Source organism: Paenibacillus sp. FSL R7-0331, assembly GCF_000758645.1.
GTDB classification, from domain to species: domain Bacteria; phylum Bacillota; class Bacilli; order Paenibacillales; family Paenibacillaceae; genus Paenibacillus_AQ; species Paenibacillus_AQ camerounensis.
Window position 1 is genome coordinate 4,729,713 of the sequence record NZ_CP009284.1, and the last position, 21,464, is coordinate 4,751,176.

20 protein-coding genes and 2 pseudogenes are annotated in these 21,464 nt (G+C 41.0%); 5 read left to right on the forward strand and 17 right to left on the reverse strand.

Features of this window, described 5'->3' with window-relative positions; genetic code table 11:
• The first annotated feature begins 131 nt into the window (after positions 1–131).
• Positions 132–311 (forward strand): sporulation histidine kinase inhibitor Sda, encoded by a 180-nt coding sequence (gene sda / locus R70331_RS20460; RefSeq protein WP_042178544.1) that lies wholly within the window; start codon positions 132–134, stop codon positions 309–311.
• Between the two features lie 104 nt (positions 312–415).
• Here sda and R70331_RS20465 read toward each other — a convergent pair whose 3' ends face one another.
• From R70331_RS20465 to R70331_RS20475, 3 genes are all read right to left on the reverse strand, one after another.
• Positions 416–724: a hypothetical protein gene (locus R70331_RS20465; protein ID WP_042178546.1), complete on the reverse strand. Its 309-nt coding sequence runs from the start codon at positions 722–724 to the stop codon at positions 416–418.
• A 278-nt stretch (positions 725–1,002) separates the two neighbouring features.
• Entirely contained in the window at positions 1,003–2,007 is a 1,005-nt protein-coding gene (locus tag R70331_RS30615; protein ID WP_052419138.1) for a glycosyltransferase family 2 protein, read from the reverse strand.
• Between the two features lie 20 nt (positions 2,008–2,027).
• Positions 2,028–3,560, reverse strand: coding sequence for an MATE family efflux transporter (locus tag R70331_RS20475; RefSeq protein WP_052419139.1), 1,533 nt, complete (start codon positions 3,558–3,560; stop codon positions 2,028–2,030).
• Between the two features lie 603 nt (positions 3,561–4,163).
• Here R70331_RS20475 and R70331_RS20480 point away from each other — a divergent pair.
• The gene (locus R70331_RS20480; protein WP_042178548.1) at positions 4,164–5,903 is read left to right on the forward strand and encodes an ABC-F family ATP-binding cassette domain-containing protein; all 1,740 of its coding nucleotides are present in this window, start codon (positions 4,164–4,166) and stop codon (positions 5,901–5,903) included.
• Between the two features lie 57 nt (positions 5,904–5,960).
• Here R70331_RS20480 and R70331_RS20485 read toward each other — a convergent pair whose 3' ends face one another.
• The 6 genes and pseudogenes from R70331_RS20485 to R70331_RS20505 form a co-directional block, all read right to left on the reverse strand.
• Positions 5,961–6,566, reverse strand: a complete 606-nt coding sequence (locus tag R70331_RS20485) for a hypothetical protein (RefSeq protein ID WP_042178550.1) — start codon at positions 6,564–6,566, stop codon at positions 5,961–5,963.
• Positions 6,567–6,610: 44 nt separating this feature from the next.
• Positions 6,611–7,087, reverse strand: coding sequence for a hypothetical protein (locus R70331_RS20490; protein ID WP_042178552.1), 477 nt, complete (start codon positions 7,085–7,087; stop codon positions 6,611–6,613).
• A gap of 123 nt (positions 7,088–7,210) precedes the next feature.
• A pseudogene (locus tag R70331_RS31175) lies at positions 7,211–7,336 on the reverse strand (sporulation initiation factor Spo0A C-terminal domain-containing protein); the annotation flags it as partial.
• A gap of 280 nt (positions 7,337–7,616) precedes the next feature.
• A complete protein-coding gene (locus tag R70331_RS30620) occupies positions 7,617–8,741 on the reverse strand; it encodes a TIGR02391 family protein (protein ID WP_052419140.1) in 1,125 nt (374 codons plus the stop codon).
• Positions 8,742–8,810: 69 nt separating this feature from the next.
• Positions 8,811–9,461: a restriction endonuclease gene (locus R70331_RS20500; RefSeq protein ID WP_042178555.1), complete on the reverse strand. Its 651-nt coding sequence runs from the start codon at positions 9,459–9,461 to the stop codon at positions 8,811–8,813.
• A 295-nt stretch (positions 9,462–9,756) separates the two neighbouring features.
• Positions 9,757–11,175, reverse strand: a complete 1,419-nt coding sequence (locus tag R70331_RS20505) for a hypothetical protein (protein WP_042178558.1) — start codon at positions 11,173–11,175, stop codon at positions 9,757–9,759.
• 277 nt (positions 11,176–11,452) lie between these two features.
• Between R70331_RS20505 and R70331_RS32140 the strand changes: the two genes are divergently transcribed.
• From R70331_RS32140 to R70331_RS20515, 3 genes are all read left to right on the forward strand, one after another.
• The gene (locus tag R70331_RS32140) at positions 11,453–11,770 is read left to right on the forward strand and encodes a recombinase family protein (protein WP_269322354.1); all 318 of its coding nucleotides are present in this window, start codon (positions 11,453–11,455) and stop codon (positions 11,768–11,770) included.
• Positions 11,758–12,039, forward strand: a complete 282-nt coding sequence (locus R70331_RS32350) for a recombinase family protein (RefSeq protein WP_269322202.1) — start codon at positions 11,758–11,760, stop codon at positions 12,037–12,039. The genes R70331_RS32140 and R70331_RS32350 overlap by 13 nt, the downstream gene beginning before the upstream one ends.
• Positions 12,040–12,132: 93 nt before the next feature.
• Positions 12,133–14,001, forward strand: a complete 1,869-nt coding sequence (locus tag R70331_RS20515; RefSeq protein ID WP_042178561.1) for a DUF262 domain-containing protein — start codon at positions 12,133–12,135, stop codon at positions 13,999–14,001.
• Between the two features lie 363 nt (positions 14,002–14,364).
• On the opposite strand, the gene R70331_RS32150 is transcribed toward R70331_RS20515, so the two are convergent.
• The 8 genes and pseudogenes from R70331_RS32150 to R70331_RS20550 all read right to left on the reverse strand — a co-directional run bounded on the left by R70331_RS32150 (position 14,365) and on the right by R70331_RS20550 (position 21,439).
• On the reverse strand, positions 14,365–14,898 hold the full coding sequence (locus R70331_RS32150; RefSeq protein WP_052419141.1) for a tyrosine-type recombinase/integrase: 534 nt from the start codon (positions 14,896–14,898) through the stop codon (positions 14,365–14,367).
• Positions 14,895–15,143, reverse strand: a pseudogene (locus tag R70331_RS32155) (tyrosine-type recombinase/integrase); the annotation flags it as partial. The gene R70331_RS32150 and the pseudogene R70331_RS32155, both read right to left, overlap by 4 nt.
• Positions 15,144–15,413: 270 nt before the next feature.
• Complete coding sequence (spo0A, locus tag R70331_RS20525) at positions 15,414–16,238, reverse strand: sporulation transcription factor Spo0A (RefSeq protein ID WP_042178563.1); 825 nt, start codon at positions 16,236–16,238, stop codon at positions 15,414–15,416.
• Between the two features lie 201 nt (positions 16,239–16,439).
• Positions 16,440–17,576 carry a SpoIVB peptidase gene (gene spoIVB, locus R70331_RS20530; RefSeq protein WP_042178566.1) on the reverse strand — a complete coding sequence of 379 codons (1,137 nt, stop codon included), beginning with the start codon at positions 17,574–17,576 and terminating at the stop codon, positions 16,440–16,442.
• A 114-nt stretch (positions 17,577–17,690) separates the two neighbouring features.
• Positions 17,691–19,418 carry a DNA repair protein RecN gene (recN, locus tag R70331_RS20535; RefSeq protein WP_042178569.1) on the reverse strand — a complete coding sequence of 576 codons (1,728 nt, stop codon included), beginning with the start codon at positions 19,416–19,418 and terminating at the stop codon, positions 17,691–17,693.
• A 57-nt stretch (positions 19,419–19,475) separates the two neighbouring features.
• Positions 19,476–19,925 carry a transcriptional regulator AhrC/ArgR gene (gene ahrC, locus R70331_RS20540; RefSeq protein WP_042178572.1) on the reverse strand — a complete coding sequence of 150 codons (450 nt, stop codon included), beginning with the start codon at positions 19,923–19,925 and terminating at the stop codon, positions 19,476–19,478.
• Between the two features lie 33 nt (positions 19,926–19,958).
• A complete protein-coding gene (locus R70331_RS20545; protein ID WP_042178575.1) occupies positions 19,959–20,429 on the reverse strand; it encodes a hypothetical protein in 471 nt (156 codons plus the stop codon).
• Positions 20,430–20,539: 110 nt separating this feature from the next.
• On the reverse strand, positions 20,540–21,439 hold the full coding sequence (locus R70331_RS20550; RefSeq protein WP_042178578.1) for a TlyA family RNA methyltransferase: 900 nt from the start codon (positions 21,437–21,439) through the stop codon (positions 20,540–20,542).
• Positions 21,440–21,464: the final 25 nt, after the last annotated feature.

A 21,464-nucleotide genomic window follows, 5' to 3' on the forward strand; every position in this document is an offset into this window, starting at 1 on the left:
GACATATCAACCATGTTATGTAAAGAGTAATTCGCAGGGTGAATACCAGGAGACGGATTTCTTTCCAAATGGTACCATTTAAATAGATTAGCTATAATTTAGCATATTATACCTACCGATGGAGGAATCTAATGGATTATTATTTTCATCCTTCTCCGCGCCCCTCATCACTCGAACTACTATCTGACGAGCAGCTATTGAACATCTATGAATTGGCGGTGGAGGCTAAAGCTTCGCCTGATTTTATTGAGATTATCACGAATATTCTTTCCGGAAGAAAATTAATCCCCAGCGATCATTTGGACACGTGAGCTCAATAATATCAGTTCATTTCTACATATATCCGGGTAACGCTGCATATTCATTAAAGCACAAAAAGCCATCCTCTTCGTTAGAAGGGATGGCTTTTTGTGAGCTATTCAATAACTTCTGTCTTGAACACATTGTCCAGCTTGCCGCCAAGTCTTTTCTTCAGCGGTACCTTAATGTCACGGCTCAGTTCTTTGAAGAAGGTATCCACATCGCAGTTTACATTTTGGGCCATAACGATAACCGTTCCGTCTTCCACAATGTTACGGTTGACTTCCTCCGGCACATCAACTTCGATGTCATACTTCTTCGTCAAAGTTTTCAGATACCTCGCAAAAATCTCGAGCAGTTCCTCATTGTTGAAATTCTCGACCGCTGCTTTTCCCTTAGGTGTAAATTTTACGTTAATTCTCATTCATGGATTCCCCTTTTCTGTCAAACCATTTTTTGTTGGCTTATGGATCAGGATGAATAGATGGCTGCAAGAAAGGGCAACATTATTCATTTTGTAAACCGGCTCGTTTAATACTCTGTAAGAATATCTTTTACAACTTCTTTTAAACCCATACAGCCTTGTCTAAAATCTGCTGCAATGTTCGCCATTCCGGCACACCTATCACTATCATAACACAAAAACAAAACACTCCTCCATTGGATTTTCATTTCCAATAAAGGAGTGCGTGCTGAACGCGCTTACCCAATCTTATTATTCCGCAGTACAACAAACGCAAATTTGAACAAATGTGCGTATAATCTTTTGTTAAAGAACAGCAGACTGATGCTCATTTTATTTTTGAAGCCAAGCGTGTTGTCCTGGAAAAACGGGTTGATATTATTTTTGAGAAAGCCAATAAATTCCTCGCAGCGTTCATCATTAACCTTCATGCCCTTTTTAATGTAATAGTTGTAGTAGTTAAAGCCGTACTCCACTACATTATCCAGGTATTGCTTCGATATATCATGGTAAGGGGTATTCTTCCCGTCCGACTTGAGGTCATTGTACCGGTCAATTACAGCCAGGTAGTAGTTATAGAAGCTGTTATCGTCCCACACCTGTGTAATACTGCCGCCCCGCTGCAGATAATAGTATTTGGGGTCCCAGACGCGTACCGATTTGTTGGCATGCTTAAACAGGAAGTACATGGCCCACAGGTCCTCATAGATTTTACCGACCGGGAACCGGAGATCCGCAAACAGCTCTCTCTTGAACAGCTTATTCCATAAATAGCTTTGAATTTCGATGTCCTCAACGATTTTTTGTACACCTTCCACATTGCTGTAGACAATCTCACCTTCAAAATATTCATACAACGGCTCCGTTGAATCGTCCGTCACCACGTAATGCCCGCAGATGGAAATATCGGCGTCATGCTTCTCGCTTAGATTGTATAAGAGCTCAAACATGTCCGGTGCCAGCCAGTCATCACTGTCTGCAAAGCCGATGTATTTGCCTCTGGCAATATCAAGGCCGCAGTTTCTGGCTTCCGAGACGCCGCCGTTCTTTTTATGGATCACATGCACCCTGCTGTCCTGACTTGCATAATGGTCACAGATCTGAGGGGATTTGTCCGGAGAGCCGTCATTAATCAAAATCAACTCAAAGTCCGTAAAGGTCTGTGCCAGTATCGATTCGATACATTTTGGCAAATAATCAGCTACATTATACACCGGAACAATAATACTGATTTGCGGTTCCATTCTAATACCCCCATATTCCTTTAGTATTGCCGCCCCGCTTTGCGTATTTTGAATTTGGCGAGGAGCGGATTAAGCATTTCCTGAAGCATGTCGGTATCCGATCTGCTGAGCCACAGACCTGCTATAAAAAATAACGGGACCAGCGTAACCGATAGCACAGCAGCGTCTACAATGAACATTGCGTATGAATGCGGAGTAACCATAAAATCAAACTGTTTCGTTACGGCAATGATAATCACGGAAACCAGAAGATTAATGATCCATTTTTTATAGGTAATCCATGCATTTCTTTTCAATAATTTGCTGTTAGTGTACCATACTATATCAATTAACCGGTAAGTTAAAGCGATCATAGTCGCGTACAGCACCCCGTAGGCTCCGAACGGAAATACCAGAATTAATGAGAACACAAAGTTGATGGTTGTCTCCAGAATCGATCTCCACTGTGTTTTACGGAAATGGCCGACGATGTCAATTACAAGATCTGAGGATAACCGGGCATTGAACAGCAGCTTGACCACAGCAAATAATAGAGGCAAGAGCGTATCAATATAATTGGTATCTTCAATTCCTGAAGTGTACAGCCTCATAAACGGCAGAATTAGAATCGTAGTGATGGTCAGCAGGGCAAACACCAGCGAGATGTAGGAAGACTCAAAAAGGTTGAACATCTTAACGAATTTCGGGAAATTATTATTATATTTTTGTCCTAACGCGAACTTGAAGCTGTCACGGATGGTAAAGGTTACTCTCTCCACCACACCAAAAATCATATTGTACATCATATATACACTTACAACCTTCAGGTTTGTGAACAAGGTGAGCAGGACTACATCGGTATTTTTGAATACCAGATAAGACAGCTCGTGGATCAGAACGGAATTTTTTTGGCTGATGGCCTGGTAATCCGGTGTAGTCTTGAAGTTAATCCATTTGTAATGCTTTCTCATATAGAGCTGGTACACAATAATCTGGACAATGGTAATCACAAAATAAACCGCCTGAACGACAATAATATCAAAGCCGTTCAGCATTAAGACGATACGGATGACGTTGTTCAGAATCGTGGACAGCGCGGTTACAGAAGCCTCAATGTAGTTCTTGCCCTCAGCAAGCAGCAACACTCTGAACTTTCCCTGAAAATAATAATTCACTGCTCCGCCCAGTCCGCTCAATAACACAATAGCCATAACGGTGAGGTTGCTGAAGCCAGAACTGACAACAAGGGGATATCCGATTGAGATCAGGATGACCGCGATAAAATAATACCAGCCTGTTTTGCGGTAATAAGACGAGGTTGCAGTCAGAATTTCGTTGATTTTGGACTTATCGTTATTCCCGATATGCTTGTAGAGCGCCTGGATGGAGGCAGCCCCAACCCCTGCTTCCAGTAAGGATAAGTATGTAATAACCTGCACTACAGACGTTATAAGACCGTTCGCCTCCGAACCGTAGGTAAGGATAACCAGACGCGGGATATAGAACCCCAGTCCGATTACAATCAACTGGCTTAGAACACCGACCAATACATTTAATATGCTTTTTTTGGCCATCCGACTCTTTCCCCTTCACACTAATGTGCTTGCTTCAATGTATTGGTGTTCTTTCCGTGAAAACTTACTGCACCTTTCATTTTTTACAAACGATTATACACGTATGATTAAAATTTTCATGTCGAAAAATGTAGTAATCTAAAATTTAGATTAGACAAACGGGAACCCCATATGTATTCGCCCAGCTGTATGTATTCTTAACTGTTAAAATACGGCTCTCCCCCCTGTTCATCGCATAATTAGCTGCTTTGTAATTAACCATTTTGTAGCGGGGTAGAATCACCCTAATAATAAAACCCTGGTCAACCATGACGGTCGAACGGGCTTTAAAATATTTATTTCGTTAGGGTTAGGACGTGACTCCAGAGAATATTTGGGCTTCCGGCCGCTGCCCTTTTTGAAATTTGACAATAATTAAAAATAATTATCGATGTTGCTTAAAATAAGGTGCTTACTTGAAGGCACTGGACAGCTTATCTTAAAATGAATTTATTGATGTTGTCTGTAAACAGTGTTATTCTAAAAACTTGATGCAACACAAAATAATGTATTTCCCTACCCCTATTAATGATCACTATTTTAGCTATAAAGAAAGGTAACACTATGATAAAAGTTGATAACCTGTCCTTCTCATTTCCGCAAAAAGAACTATACAAAAATATTTCATTTACATTAGAAGAAGCACAGCATTGTGCTTTTATCGGGACAAGCGGCAGCGGGAAGAGCACACTTACGGATATTCTGATCGATCCGGAACGATATTTGTTCGAAGGCAAGCTTGATATAGAGCCGGATTGCAGAATCGGGTATGTAAGCCAGTTCTCACAGCTGGATAACAGTAAAGAAACAACGGTTTTTGAATATATAGGTGAAGAATTTATTAAGCTTCAAAATGAAATAAACGCTGTTCTCACTGAAATGGAGACCTCAACTGATATTGAGCCATTACTGGAAAAGTATCAGCTCGCTTTAGACGCCTTTGAATTAATTGACGGGGATGATTTTGAGAGCAACATTAATAAGAAGCTAAATCTGGCAAATCTCATGAAGCTGAAAGAGCTTAAGGTATCGGACCTCAGCGGCGGGGAATTCAAGCTTATCCAGGTCATGAAGGAAATGCTTAATAGTCCAGACGTGTTAATTATGGATGAACCGGATGTGTTTTTGGATTTTGAGAATCTAAATGCGCTTAAAAATCTTATTAACGCTCACAAAGGCATACTGCTGGTCGTAACGCATAACCGGTATTTGCTCAATCATTGCTTCAACAAAATTATTCACCTGGAAAACATGGAAATTCAAGAGTTTGACGGACGTTATATTGATTACAATTTCTCCCTGCTTCAGACTAAAATCGAGGCACAGGAGCTCGCCCTCGCTGAAGAGGAAGAAATCAAGAGAAATGACAACATCATCGATAATCTTAGAGCTATTGCAACTTATAATTCTGAAGCCTCCCGGGGCAGAGCATTAAAAGCCAGAGTTAGATTCCAGGAGAGACTGGAAGCGCGCAGAATAAAGGCTCCGTTCGTAGATATTAAGCAACCGAAGATCAGCTTTGGTGTTGGTCACGAAATGGAAGATACGGTTGTTATACGTGTCCAGGATTACAGTGTTTCCTTTGATGAATTACTCCTTGAAAATGTTAGCTTCGAGATCAAAGCTGCGGATAAGGTAGCCATCATCGGTCCAAACGGTACGGGTAAAACGACCCTGCTACGGGAAATCGTTAAGAACAAACATGATTCCATTGAAATCAATGCTGATGCTAAAGTAGCCTATTTATCCCAGCTTCAAGGCGAAATTCTGGACGATTCGAATACGATTCTGGAAGAATTCATTGAGGCGGGGTTCAATACGTATGAGGAGATTAGATCCTATCTTGCGAACTATGGCTTTGAAGGAGAAATCGTCACTCAGAAGATAGCTTCTTTATCCGGCGGGGAAAAAAACATCCTTCAGCTAGCCAAGGTGTCTGCCAGTAATGCAAACATCCTGCTGCTCGATGAGCCGACAAGCCATTTGGATACCTACACCCAAATCGCACTGGAGAAAGCCATACAAGCGTATAAGGGTGCCATTCTGATGATTTCTCATGACTTCTACTCTGTCGTGAACGGTATGGATTATGTTTTGATCATTGAGGATAAGACGATCAGAAAAATGAGCATGCGTAAATTCAGAAAGATGATTTATGCCAGTCATTTTAATAAGGATTACCTGGAAATGGAACAAAACAAAAAAGCTGCTGAAATGAAAATAGAGCTCGCTTTGAAGGAAAATAACTTTGAACTAGCCAAAGTATTGGCGGAGGAGCTTGAAGAGCTGATTAAGCTGCTGTAAACGTGTGAGACAAAAGCAAAAAGACACTGAAGCGTTAGTCTCAGTGTCTTTTTGCTGTCATTTAAGGAGCAGTTCACCTAGCTGGTCGTTCCATCCTTCAACAACACCATTGTTAAAGCTTATAATTGCTGATCCATAATACCACGTATCTCCTCCGTTTGTGATATGATCTGGCGTTCCCATTGATTTCTTAACAGTATCTTTGGAATCGCCTAATGCGATTTTTATTGCTGCGACTTCGCCTCTTGAGCTGCTCTTATCATTATTAGCAGAATAAAAAACCGATGTTCCATCTGCATATGTTGGCTGTTTTGTCTCAGGCACAGCTGCATTTGCAATCTCATTTTTAGCATTTTCGAGTTCATTATGAACACTGTTCATTACATCGTTCTTAATGATCTCACTCTGCCCATCCATAGCATCAATGACTTGCTGCTTATACTCGGCAAATAAAGCTGATGCATAGTCATAGTCACCCGCATCCTGCCAGCCTTTAGCAGTTAAAATCTTTGCATCTCCTGTAATACGGTTTATTTTAACTGGAAAGCTTTGATCCAGCTTCTCATACTTGTATAAGCCAGGATAAATAACAAGACCAAATATAATAATTCCGATTAACAGAAATGAATATCGGATAATCTCTTTATACATCTCTTTTTGCATAGCTCTTGCACTCCATATGACCACATCGGCTGCGGGATTTGCTGTCATCTGTACAGTTGCTTAAAGCTCTCTTTTGAGTATATTTCGTTTAAACCCTTTATTTTTGTCTCCGTTAGTGCTTCACCTTCTTCAATCTTGCTTTTAACAGCAGCTATATCGCTAAAGGCAGAAAAAGGATTCTTCTTGTTAGGCCATGATCCGCTAAGAAGGTCGTCTATATCAAGTAAAATAAGCTCTTGCTGTACGCTGGTCAGCACATTATCTTTGATTGGAAAACCCGTTTCAATAATTGATTTTCTTTTTGCGGTAACCAGCTTTCTCTGCAAGCTGTTCAGACCTATGTACCCTGCCAGACAAACAATAAAGGCTGAGCCTGAAATGATTCCTGTTTTTACGGTTAAGCCGTTTAAGATTAGACTGGCAATGATGGTTACGACACACAGAAAAACCGTCTGAACCGTTAATTTAAATTTAAAATTGCGGCGTTTAATAGAAATAGTATGAAGTGATTCTTCCTTCAAAGCACATTCTCCTTTAGTTGGTATAACCCAATCTTACACCTGTTTTACAACAAAAACAAAACCCAATAAACCAAGAGGTTTATCGGGTCAGATGGAGAACTACATATCTTGATCCTTACCCTTTCAAGACACCTTATGCTCAATCCGCAGCTTGTCGGCTACCATGGCAATAAATTCCGAGTTAGTTGGCTTGGATTTGGAGATATTAATGGTATAGCCGAATAAGTGGGAGATGCTGTCGATGTTTCCGCTTAGAGCCGTAAGGATTTCTGAGTTTTAAAATCTTTCTACAATTCCCATCTCACTAGGTATTTGTAGGTTTAATAACCGATATTTATCGGTCTGAGAATATTGTAATGTGGGATGAAGTTGAGCACAAGTCCAAAACCTATAAACTCCAATTAATTAGTTAAGCCCATCACTTAGGCTTACTCTCAATAGTTACCCCTAGGTTATGCTTTTTAATATCACTTTCTTCAATTGCTGGTTTAAGGTATACATATACTGTACAGCTCCAGAAGAAACTACCCTAAAAAGGGAGATCATCAATATATTTAATATCGGGATGTTTTTTCAACTCTTCCTTGAATACTTCCCACCATGGATGATTTTCTTCATATGATATCTGGTTTTTTATTTTTTCAATTACTTCTTCATTATTCCTGTTCAATTCTTCTCGAATATAAGATTCTAGATGAAAGTCAATTTCATACGTATTAACTTCACAAATTTTTTCCCAAAAATATCTATTAATATATTCTCTACCCTCGTAACTCATATCTAATTTCTTGACTATTTGGAAAGTCCAGTCAGAAACATTTCTAAAATATATCAAGTGTTCAGTTTGAATCCATGTAGCTAGTTGACCACTTAAACAATTATTGGTTTTTAAATCTACTTTACCCAATTCTAAATTTTCAAGCAGTAGATTCTCGATTCTCAATCTAACAATTTCATCAATATTATTCCAATTATCCCCCGGAACTATGTGTAACATAGTACGAATATCTTCATCAGTATTAGCGAGTTTTAATTCTTCACTGATAACTTTAAAAACGTTAAGCACATCATTTTCTTCCAATTTATCAAAAAGTGATTTCATGAAATATCCGATTTTTTGAATGTCACCTTCTTTTCTTTTTAATATAACGGATATAGCAATATTAGCTCTTTGTCTTTTTGGAATTTCACTGACTAAGAGTTCCGAATACTCAACTGATTTAACATAGTATTTTTCAAATACTCTTTCCAAAAATATCGATTCCTCAAATTTCACCTTAGATTTTTCAATAACTTTCAACAAATAATCTATAAAAGCAATAATTGCATCTGCCTCGGATTTATTGTCATTATGGTTATCATGACTTCTTGGATTTCTGATGGCAGTAAAAAGTCCTCTAAGTATGTCTTGAATTCCTTTTTGTACATTCTTCTCTGATTCAGTCTGAAGTTTATTTAATTGTATTCGAGGATTATCACCACCAAAAGCTTGGCCTATTAAATTTGAGCCATCACCTTCAAGTCCGGTTTTATTTCTAATCGTTTCAGTTAACATATGGATTGAATCTAAAATTGCACTTGAATAACTTTCGTTCTCATAATTTTTATGTATAGTTTCCCATGTATCTTGTTGAATACTATGTTTCAAATCCATCAATATCACTCGCATTCATATTTGGAATATCATTTCGTGTGTAAAATTCATATCGACATCTATTTCCCTCTATTTCTCCATAACCTTCTTCATGTACTTCTCAGCTTTATAATCCTTCCGAACCTCATGTAGCACACCGCTATTAGCTTCTGACCAAGACTCCAGAATCATCCTTGGCTCTGCCTCAATGATATCACGCACCACAACAATATCGTCCCTTCTGAAGGCCTCAATTACGTTGATCAAGTCAGTTCGATCAAGCAGCTTCACATGGTTGATACCAGCCAATGTCTCACAGGGCTCCGTAAACTTGGCTGTAGCGATCACAATGGCTCTCTTGGCCTTATAGTACCTCATACATGAGAAGACCTCCTGTACAGCGCTGATCCCCACTGGATTATCTACGTGATACCGCTTTGCTTGTACGACATTCCTGACACCTTCACCATCAGTGAAAACCACATCAGCTCCGAAGTCGCGGCTCCCTAGAGTCTTGTAAACTCCTGTATAGCCAAGCTCCATTAACAGCCTATACAGATACATCTCAAAGCCAGAACCATCCTGCATCCTGTCAATATCAGCCATGGTGATAGCTTTCAAATCATAATTCTCTTCATTTAAAAAAACTGCTGATCTCGTTTGCTTACGTTGGAAACTCAAAAATAACAAACTAAACACAGTAATCATTACAACTATTGTTACTAATAAAATATAGCCCATCAAGACTACCTCCACTGTAAATTAGAAAATTCACACCATATTTTTCTTGTAAATAAATCAATTTACTGGATTTTCCGACATTGCGAAAAAAGGTAATCTTATGATTACCTCTGCATATAAAAATTCTCGTTACCACTAGAGCGTTCTTGAAAACTGATATTGATTAAGTAACGTAGATGTATCTTATAGTATGTCTTACAAAGAGCTAGATTAAGACGTCGAAATACCTGTACTGGGTAATTCCCATTGTTTAATGGATTTCGAAATGAAGAGGTAAAGCAAAGAAGTTGGCATATTAATTCTCGTTACTCTTACAACTGTTTAGTATTATCAAGACTTCACTGTAATCATCTAAATCGATATTCGGAACATTCGTTATTTTGGCTTTGTTTTTACATAGTATCCGTTCGCATCTTGATTTAAAACTGTAGCCATTCATTCTAGATGCAGAATTAGACCTTGATTGCATACTTGATTCTAATTCAACGAGTGCGTAATTTATGATTCTAATACATTCGATATCCCATTCCAAATAGTTTAAACAGAGTTCAACATATTCAGATTCTTTAGACTGAAATTTACCATAATTATCATATTGTGAACCTGCATCTGTCTTAAAAAACCAAGATGATACTTCAAAAATATATTTTTTCAACACATCGTTACTGTTCAGTATCCGCAATTTTCTTTCATCTGGTTTAAAAGAATCAATAAGATCGATGGTTCTGCTAGTTACAATTTTATCAACGTTTACATGTACTATATACCTGTCTAAAATCTCAACAAAAATATCCCAGAACGTTTTCTTGAAATCATATCCAAAATAATATGGTTCATTTAGCCAATTTGATAAATCGTTCACAATGAATTTCGGGTTGAGTGAAAAGGACATTTCGAGTAATTGAGGGTAATAGTTGTAGAAGTTAAAGAAATCCAGCGGATCATTTGAAATCAATTCTATTATGCCATCCCTTACATTTTCATGACTCGATTCTAATATATCCTTCCAAAATTTATTGTTTTTATCATTAACCAGTCCCCCTACTCTTGCAGTCTTCTTTAGGTTTTCAAATAGTTTTTGGAAGAAGTATTTAGAATTTTTATTACATATCACATTTACATCATTTATTATTTTGTTTACTGTATCTGGGTTAACTATCTCAGGATATGTATAGAATTTATACAGATTTTCTAATTCCCTCGATAAGTATTCCTCACCACCAAGAACATAAAATTTACTTAAATTATCAATTAAATAGTTCCAGAAACATTCTACTGTTGAACTATCAATTGTTACATGTCTTTTTGCATGAGCACAATCATTTCTAATATTTTTCCAATTGTTGTAAGATACTTTAACCTGTTCCCCATTTGTAAAATGTAAGATTCCAATATCCTTTTTACTATTTTCATCTGCACAAGAAGCTTCTACAATTGTATTTAAGTGACTTTCCCAAATATCGTCATTCTCTAATTTTTTTATAATTTCATTTTCCCAAAATCTAGGGTTAGACTTAACAAGTTCTTTGCCATAAGTACAATCCAAAATTCTATTTCTGATAGTAGTTTTAAAGGAAAGATACGACATAATAAAAGCTGACTTATATGCTCCAATCTTGTAACAACGTACAGATTCTTCGAAAAATTCATGAGCTGAGTCTGATTCCTTAAAAGGCTTCGTTTCCTCAGCCCATTTTTCGATTTGCAATTTCATAAATATCACCTCCAAATATAGTAATTACCTTCACTCAATATTAAACGTACATCATTTCACCTGAGATGTAAACATATGTCTAATTATGTCTTTTTGTCGCACAATACTGAATACATTTTCAATTCATTGTCAAAAAGAATACAGTCCATCCATACATTCCGAATCGTCTAGAAGTTTCAACTTCTGTCCTAGCTTAAAGCACGTTCATAACTTTATAACTTTTGTACTTGAAAAGGTATAAAAGATAGTAGACGATTCGGAGTGATTTACGATGACTATGTACGGTTATGCTAGAACATCTACTATTGGACGAGATAACGGATTGGAGACACAAAAGCAGTTACTAAAGGAAGCAGGCTGTCTAAACATCTACCATGAGCAAGTCACTGGGACATCCACAGAAAAGCGCTCTGCTCTAAAGGAGCTATTACAAGCTCTATCAGAAGGAGATACACTTGTCGTAACCAAAATAGATCGTCTAGTACGTTCTATTATTGATTTGAACAACATCGTAGGTAAAGGCGTCAATGTGAAGTTTTTAAAGGTAACCTTCATTTTGAAGCCACAGAGAAGGCAAGTCCGATGCAATCATTAATGTTTAATATGTTAGGCTTTTTTGCACAATTTGAGAGGGATTTAATTGTAGATCGTACTACAGAGGGAAGAGCGCGCGCTAAAGCAAGGGGAACACATATGGGCCGTCTTGCACAAGATGCAAATATCATTAAGCGTGCGTTGACACTCTATGCCGAGAGAGAGTCAAATAGGCTAACAGTAAGCGAGATTGTTAAATCCACCGGCATACCGAAAGCTACATTATACGCAGAATTAAAGAAGCTGAATCTGAGAAAGCAACCATTCTAATGATCGATGAAGATAATTTTGGAAGGAAATTCAGGATTATTGTCGAAAATACTATTATTAACAAAGTTAAAAACATCGATTGAAGGAGGCTCTATGAATTATATTAATCCCTCTCAGCTTAGTATAAAGACATGTTTTCAATGTCGATATACTCTTCCATTTTTTCAACGTGAGTACAAATGGGAACCTAAGCATTTTGAAGACATGATTTCAGATATTCAGTCAGCATTCTTAGGGAGTTATTCAGAAACTGATTCAAGAAAAAATGTATCACAATACACCCCTTACTTTTTAGGAGCAATAATAACATCTAATGAAATGAGCGATAAAAAATCGCTTATTGATGGGCAACAACGCATTACATCAATTTTTGTTTTACTTGCATATTTAGACCGCTATATTAAAACCAATGATATAAAAGAAGCTTATGATATATCAAAGTTGCTTTATACCATAAACTATGGGGATAAAGATTTTAGTGTTGATTTCTCTTTCACAAGAAAAGAGGTTTTCAATAAATATTTAGATACTGATTCTGATGAGAGTAAGGCTTTTCTAGATATTGATAGTATACCTTCTCTGGATCAGGGAGATCAAAAAATTATTGTTGCACTACAATCCATTCACAGTATTCTTGATGATAGAGTGTTAGCAGTAATTCCATTTTTTATAGACTATTTAGTAGAGAAAGTAATGCTTATTGAAATTATGGTGCAGACTGAAAATGAAGCTCATCGGGTATTTGTCACGATGAATGATAGAGGACTTCGGCTTGGACCTCTTGATTTGTTAAAAGGACGAATGCTCTCAAAGATTAGGGACGATGCTAGCCTCAAAGAATGTCATAGGAATTGGATAGAATGTATAAATAAACTTAGAGAAGACGATCAAGAAGGAGATTCTCTTTTCTTTAAGAACCTCTTTCGCTCTAAGTGGGCAAATACAATACGTGGTAAACAAAAAGGTGATAAGCGTGGTGACTATGATTTAATTGGTGATGAGTATCATAGATGGTTTGTTGATAATGCTGAGAATATTGGATTTTATACTGAGGATGATTATTACAACTTTATATTAAAAAAACTCCCTTTCTTTACCAATGTTTTTTTATTTATTAAAAACCATGAAAACGAATACTCGATTGAATATCAAGCAGTTTATTATAACTCTTTAAAACGTTCAAGTTTACAACCTATGATTTTATTAGCTGCTATAAAAGAAACAGATACACAAGATGAATGGAAAAAGAAAATCCAGTTACTATCCAGCTTTTTAGACCTAGTGCTTTCTTCAAGAATAATTGAAGCAAAAAGTAATACATACGACAACTTAAGAGATATAGCTTTTGATATGGTACGTTCTGTACGAGATAAAAGTTTAGATGAAATTAAAGATTATGTATTAACAGAATGGCCACGGCATTATGCAGCAATATCTAAATTGCCAAATCTAACTTATAGTAATTCTGATAAGTCTGATTTATTATTCATTCTTGCAAGAATTGCATGTTTTTTAGAAGAAAAGCTTCGGCTTTCTTCTAAAGTTGGTTTTGTTGGTTATTGTCAGAGGGATAGAGGAAATAAGACATTTGATATTGAGCATCTCCTTTGTAAAGAATTTGATTCCACTAAGTTGCCACTAGACCATGAATTTGCAGATGCAAGGGACTATTCACTAATCAGAAATTTCATTGGTGCATTGACACTTTTGCCCAGAAGCAGAAACCGTTCACTACAAGATAAATCCTATAATGAAAAAAGAACAGTTTATGCTACTGAAAATATACTTACACAGTCCCTGTGCGATAATTTTCATCAAAATAATCCAATATTGTTCGAGTTCAAAAGAGAGTATCCTGAGATAAAACTCAATTCAATTGACACTTTTGCAAAGAAGAATGTCTATGAACGTGCTAGCGTTTATCTTGAAATTGCTAGAGAGATATGGAAATATCAGTTTTAGAAGATAAAATATCTAATCAAATGCCAGATGCGGGATATGAAGCATCTGGCATTTTCCAATTTCACTTTCATTTGTGGTAAGGATCAGCGGGAGTGAGTTTAACTAGCCACCCCTTAGCTTAATGAATTTTCCGAACTTGAACTTCATCTTCCTTTTATATTTAAGAAGTTCTTCATAGAATGTTTTTTCATGAAGAGAAGCGGGAAGATCTGCTCCATCTATATATTGCATTACCAAGAAGGAAATTGATAGGAGGTGGTTTACAGTTAAATGATAGTTGATCTTACCATCATAGCTAGGTACACATACATTCAAATACCCTTAAATTACTTTTAACGATACGAAAGGGCTTAATTCATAAATTCAAACAATACACATTCCCCCTTCTGTTATACACTTGCAAACATTCTCAAAGAGTTTGCACATTTTTGCAATACTTTCATGGGGATGAACGTCAATCCGTGCTAGTTTGCTGGTATCTTTTAATTGCTTCTCAAACGATTGAATGCTTAATGGTGTTCCTTTTGTTGTTGGGAATAACAAATTCGTTTCAGTGTAACGGTCTTTAAATTTTAGATATTGCTTCAGCTCACGCTGCATCACGCTAGAAAAATAAACATAACGTTCTTTTTTCCCCTTTGTTTTAGTCAAAAGAATCATTTTGTTTTTAAAATCAATTGCATCCACTGTCAACTCTAAGCATTCCCCTATTCTCATGCCTGTATCTTGTAGCAATAACACAATGATTTTATTTCTGTATCCATGAAACTTTGTATCGAATTTATTGATTAATACATTAAATTCGTCTTGATTGATCCCCTTTTTTTGCCTCCTCACAGTTTTTATTTGTGTAACGTTTTCTACAGGATTCTTAACAAGCTCACCTTCCTGTTTCAACCAATTAAATAGAACTTTATGTTTCGTATATAGTAGTTGTTTACTGTAATTGATGAAACCTCTTTTTTAAAGTCCGTTCTATTTTCGGGATGGTTAATTTGCTTCGATGATTCCCTATTCACAACTGTATATTTGCCTCGTTCTTGAACATAAGCTATATACTGCCTGATATGTCCTGTCCGAACTTCTTTTACTTTATCTACATCATGACTATCTTTCAAATATGCAATAAACAACTTCAAGGATTGTTCATAAGAACCATTTGTTTTTCGTGATAAATTCTTGTTTTGACAGTAAGCTAAAAAGTCCTATAAGTAATACTCCAGTTCTGATAGCTTCATACGAACCCTCCGTCTCTTTCCTACAAAAACAAAACCCAATAAACCAAATAGGTTTATCGGGTGAGATGGGAAAAGTTTGTCGGCTTCAAAATAAGTTTATCGGCTTTCATATATTATATGGAATCTACTCCCAGCATTCAAAAACCCCTTCTACATATCTTGATCCTTACCCTTTCAAGACACCTTATGCTCAATCCGCAGCTTGTCGGCTACCATGGCAATAAATTCCGAGTTAGTTGGCTTGGATTTGGAGATATTAATGGTATAGCCGAATAAGTGGGAGATGCTGTCGATGTTACCGCGGGTCCAGGCCACCTCAATGGCATGGCGGATCGCCCGCTCTACGCGTGATGGAGTGGTTTTGAACTTTTCGGCAATGGCCGGATACAGGGTTTTGGTAATAGCCCCCAGAATTTCGATGTTGTTGTACACCATTGTGATTGCTTCGCGCAGATACTGGTAGCCTTTAATATGAGCAGGCACACCGATTTCATGAATAATGGAGGTAATGTTCGCATCCAGGTTCTTGCCCTTGGAGAGCGGCACAACATTCATATTGGATGATGGTCTTGAGGAGGCGAAGCCCCCCATGCTCGCAGAGCTGCTCATGCTGCCCTGGGTGCCTACAAGCTGACGCACACGGTTAGCAAGAACCTCCATATCAAACGGCTTTAGAATATAATAAGACGCGCCAAGCTGCACAGCTCTTTGAGTGATGTTCTCCTGACCAAATGCAGTCAGCATGATGACCTTCGGCTGCGGGTTAAGATCCATATCACGCAGGCGTTCAAGAACGCCGAGTCCGTCCAAGTGCGGCATGATAATATCAAGGATCAATACATCCGGAATTTTTCTTGCCCCGCTTAGCATCTGAAGCACTTCTTCCCCATTATAAGCGATGCCTGTAACGGTCATGTCTTCCTGTTCCGTAATGTATTCGGCAAGCAAGTTCGTGAACTCCCTATTATCATCGGCCAACAACACTTCAATATTCTGCACTGGCTGCTTCCTCCTTATTCATCTCTGCTTATTTAAAAAATCACATTTTTTACCGCACTCCTTAGGTTTTCGACAGCCAATTCAAATATCCTTCTGTCGAAAATTATTTTTCTTTATTTTTTTTCGCCGTTAGATTATAATTAAATATTTTATTTCATGTTTCGATTTATATCGCTGAGCTTCGACAAAAAAATCTTAAGGCTATACCGCCTTAAGATTATATGGGGAAAGTTCAGTTTGTCCGGTAACCCCGGAATCCTTTAGCATCCACTCAATAAAACAGCCATAGCCCGACTTGGGATCATTAACGAAGACGTGGGTCACTGCGCCGATTAAACGGCCATCCTGCACAATCGGGCTGCCGCTCATGCCCTGGACAATGCCTCCGGTCTTATCAATCAGGCGGGGGTCAGTGATGCGCAGCACCAGCCCTTTGGTGGCAGGCGTCTGCTGATGGGCAACATGAATGATTTCTACATTGAACCGCTCTACCTGCTGTCCGTCAACAACGGTAAGAATCTGTGCCGGCCCTTCCTTTACCTCACTGCTTTTGGCGATGGGTATCGGCTGCTTATACAGGCTGTGCTCAGGATTTTTAGTCATTTTGCCGAAGATGCCGAAATCCGTATTACTCTGCACATTGCCCAGCACCTGGCTCTCCTTAAGAAAAACTGCACGTTTCTCCCCCGGATCGCCGTCCTGGCTCTTGGAAATCGAAGTTACAGTGGATTGTACGATATGTCCGCTGCCCACCACAATCGGGGTTCCGGTGTTCATGTCCGTAATGACATGGCCCAGAGCGCCATACACTCCCTGCTCCGGAGCATAAAAGGTTAAGGTGCCGACTCCAGCCGCAGAATCACGGATGTACAGCCCCAGTCTCCACACCTTGTCATTACGGTCATAGGCAGGCTTCAGCTTAGCTGTATGCTCCTTGCCGGCACGTTTGTACACAATGCTCAGGGTCTCGCCTGACTTGCCTGCCTTCTCGACCAGCTTTGCAACCTTGGATACCTCGCTCAGCTTCACACCGTCGATGGAAACCATCAGATCACCGGGTATAAGCCCGCTGATCTCTCCGGGTGAAAGCTTGGACTGCTCAGATACTTCAATTAGATGATGGCCAACAACAAGAACTCCTGCCGACTTTACTTTTACACCGATCGTCTGGCCTCCAGGAATAACCTTAAGCTCCTGGTCTGCTGCTTGAGCCGCCGCTTTGGCCGGCTGCGAATCAAGCTGTGCGGCATAACTCGGGATGGATCCCGTTACACCGGATAAGCTGAGAAAGAAGGTGAAAAAAAGGCAGGGCATTAACTTCCTGAGGTTCGGCTTCAATGGCTGTCACGCTCCCTTTTGCTTCTTTCGCTTGACGAAAAAGGTGGTCGCCAATTGCGTACCTATAAGATAACCTTGCCCTCAGGCTTTTATTACTGTCAATCATTGTCCCGCCTAGCTTATGGCTGCTTTGCTGGCCTCAGCCAGAGTGAGCATTTCCTGGGCGTGATGCAATGTTTTTTCGGTAATTTCGACGCCGCCCAGCATCCGGGCAAGCTCCATGACCCGGCCATCGGCGGTGAGTGAATCAACTTCAGTCATCGTCCGTCCGTCCTCAACCCTTTTACGGATAAGATACTGATGATCGGCCATGCAGGCTACCTGCGGCAGATGCGTAATGGAAAACACCTGGCATGAGGAGGAGAGCTTAAACAGCTTATCCGCAATGGACTGGGCCGCCCGTCCGCTGACCCCGGTATCCACTTCATCAAAGACCAGTACAGGAATAGCGTCTGTCCGGGCAAAAATACTTTTCATCGCCAGCATAATCCGTGAGAGCTCACCGCCGGAAGCGATTTTGCCGAGCGGCCGCAACGGCTCACCCGGGTTCGGCGAGATCATAAATTCGGCACTGTCGATACCCTGGCGGGTAAGCCGGTACCGGCGCTCCTGGTACTCAACGCCGCGCGGGTCCTCCATAATATCCAGCTTAACCTTCAGGGAGGTACGTTCCATTTGCAGGTCTTTTAGCTCGCCTTCAACCTGGGAGGCCAGATCAGCTGCACATTGCCTGCGTGCCTCGCTGAGCATCTGTGCCGCTTCCATTAAGGTGTTGAGCAGGCCGTTGCGCTTTGCGGTCAGCTTCTCAATATACTCATCCTTATTCTCCAGCAGATCCGTTTCCCGGTGTATCTGATCATAATACGCCAGAATCTGTTCTACACTGTCCCCATATTTACGGCGGAGCCCGTTAATCAGATCAAGACGGTTCTCGATCTCCTCCAGCCGTGCCGGATTAAATTCGATATCCTCGCGGTAATCCCGCAGCTGGAAAGCAGCGTCCTCCAGCTGATAATAGGAGGATTGCAGCTGTTCCAGTACAGTACGCAGCCCCTTCTCATCATACCGGACTGCATCCTCCAGCCGGGAGATTACTTTATTGATGGATTCCAGTCCCTGTTTGTCATACAGCAGGTCGTATGCACCAGATACCGAATCCATCATTTTCTCACTGTGGGATAGTTTGACCCGTTCTTCAGCAAGTAATTCATCTTCTCCCGGTTTTAACCCTGCCGAAGAAATTTCCTCTAGCTGAAAACGGTACAAATCCAGCATCTGATAAGCCTTCTGGCTGGATTCCTGAAGCTCCCGCAGCTCCTTCTCGACCTTGGCAAAAGCGGTGTACTTCTCCTGATAATCTGCCTTCAGCGGACCTATAACGGCCTCCCCGTAAGTATCCAGCAGACCGAGATGGCGCTCCGCCTTAAGCAGGTTCTGATGCTCGTGCTGGCCGTGAATGTTGACCAGCTGTTCGCCGATTTCCCGCAGCATGCTGAGATTGACCATCTGGCCGTTAACACGTGAAGTGCTTTTGCCGGTTGATGTAATCTCACGCCGTATAATCAGATGCTCCTCCGCATGCGCATCAATGCCCAGGCGCTCCAGCGTCTCCCATACCGGGTGACCGCCCGGCAGGCTGAACAGCGCTTCCATTTCCGCCTTGTCGCAGCCGTAACGGATGGAATCGGCGGACCCGCGTCCGCCTGCCACAAGGGCAAGGGCATCAATAATAATGGATTTCCCGGCACCTGTTTCCCCTGTCAGTACATGAAATCCGGGATAAAAATGTACGTCCACCGCTTCAACAACGGCCAAATTGCGGATCGACAACGTTTCTAACACTAATACTGCACCTCCGAAAAGATTCCCATGAATGGATTGCTCTTACATCTATTTAGGTCAGGAGATATATCCCATGATTTGCGAAATGACATCCTTGCTGTCCTCTGGCAGGCGGCAAATAATCAGAATGGTATCGTCACCCGAAATGGTTCCCATAATCTGCGGCCAGTCGATATTATCAATCAGCGCAGCCACCGAATTGGCTGTACCCGGCAGGCACTTCATCACCACAAGATTGCCTGAGGAATCGATATGGACGAAATTGTCCACCAGTACTCTTTTCAGCTTCTGGGTAGGGTTGTAGCGCTGGTCTGTCGGCAGAGAGTATTTATATCTTCCGTCATCCATCGGCACCTTGATCAGAAGCAGCTCTTTGATATCCCTGGAAACCGTAGCCTGGGTGACCTGAAACCCCGCTTGGCGCAGTTCTTCCACCAGTTCATCCTGTGTTTCAATTTCTTTATGCGTGATGATCTCACGAATCTTGATATGCCTGTGTCCCTTCATTATTGCCTCCTGTATTGTAAAAAAATATAAGCATTAAGCGGACTCGCCGTCATCCCTGCCAAAAGAGATCACATGAATCGCGGACGATGACGTGTTGACATACAGCACTCCGCTGCAGTCAGGATAGATCAGCAGATATGGCAGAAGTGTATCCCGGAGCGCACTCCCCGTGAATTCAAGCTCCTTCCGGGGACGGGACAGAATGACCAGATAATACGAGCCATCCTCTTTACCGGCTACATAATCAATAAACAGCCGGCTGTACATGGAGGCACCGTCTACATTAAAAGACAACGGGATCTTGAGCTTACCGCCAATCACCTCATATCCTGCCGCCTCCAGCCACTCGATGGAGGGGTGGGGAGCAATCACATCGTTGATCGGCACCCGGTCCTTCAGAAAGGATCTGGGTGAGCTCTGCAGCCAAAGGTAAATCCGGTAGACCAGGAATATCACGGCTGCCAATCCAATAAGCGCAACAACGGCTTTGTCAGAGCTTGCCACACAAATCACCTCGGTGATTTATTCGCCCAGCCGGGCTTGAACTCCTGCTTCTCAGCAGCGCCTGCTGATCTTTCGTAATGATATGAGGGTACTTCTCAAGCAAAAGAAACTCATCGTTTCTTCGATGAGTTTCCGTTAGCCCCCGCAGTAAAGGTTGCTGCCGCTTCTTTGATGACGGTGTCGGCCAGAAGCGCGAAGCTTCCGCCCGAATCGTGCGGAGATGAAGTCTCCTGCCGTTCTTCGCTTTCAGCAGCTTGAGCCTCTTCTTCCTCCAGCTTCCAGTGTGCGAGAAATTCGATATTGCCTTCTCCTCCGGTAATCGGCGAGAAGGTCAGGCCGGCCAGCCGGTAGCCTAGCTCATCGGCCATAGTCAGCACGTTGACCAGCACTTCCTTATGTACTGCCGGATCACGCACAACGCCGGATTTACCGACCTTTTCGCGGCCGGCCTCAAACTGCGGCTTAATGAGCGCAGCGATATCCGCCGGACGGCTCAGCAGCGCTTTGAGCGGAGGAAGGATGATCTTGAGTGATATAAAGGAGACATCTATGCTCGCAAAATCCGGCACCGGCCCGTGCAGATCAGGCGGAGTCATGTAACGGAAATTCGTCCGCTCCATTACACTAACCCGCTCGTCATTGCGCAAACTCCAGTCCAGCTGGTTATAGCCGACATCAACAGCATAGACATGACTTGCCCCATGCTGCAGGGCACAGTCAGTAAAACCGCCGGTGGAGGAACCGATATCCAGCATAACGCGGCCGGTCAGATCAATCTCAAACCTGCGCAGCGCCTTCTCCAGCTTGAGCCCGCCGCGGCTGACATACGGATGCACAGCACCCTTTACCTTCAGGACTGAGCTGCGGAGCACCTTCATGCCCGCCTTCTCGATCCGTTCCTCGTCAGCCAGTACAAGGCCGGCCATGATGGCTGCCTTGGCCTTTTCCCGGCTCTCATAAAAGCCTTGTTCCACCAATAATACATCGATCCGTTCTTTAGGGTGTTCCATGTTCATCTCCTGATCGTTCTTGGGT